This window comes from Pseudomonas sp. 2822-17 (genome assembly GCF_002742485.1).
Lineage (GTDB): Bacteria > Pseudomonadota > Gammaproteobacteria > Pseudomonadales > Pseudomonadaceae > Aquipseudomonas > Aquipseudomonas cyclaminis.
The window spans coordinates 1-242 of record NZ_LJRZ01000775.1 but is presented as its reverse complement, the minus strand read 5'-3'; the positions used below and the strand labels follow the sequence as shown (position 1 = coordinate 242).

The window sequence follows — 242 nt, the reverse complement described above, 5'->3', positions numbered from 1 at the left end:
CTCTAGTTCCTAGATTGACCGCCATCATTACCTCTGCATTGACTTTCCTTGTCCAATCAACAAATTCGTTTGTGCCAACTTGATTGGTTTCGATCACACGCCAAGCTAACTCAAGTCTCTTGGGTCTATTTTCTAGAGGGCCGACTCCATCTTCCCAATTATAAGCTGATACCATGTTTCCACCTGGATAGCGCACAATCGGAACTTGTAATTCCTTTACTAAATCTGCGACATCTTCTCTA

At 43.0% G+C, this 242-nt stretch carries 1 pseudogene; it reads right to left on the bottom strand.

Going from position 1 to position 242, the window contains the following annotated elements:
- A pseudogene (locus tag AOA60_RS33530) lies at positions 1-242 on the bottom strand (alpha-N-arabinofuranosidase); the annotation flags it as partial.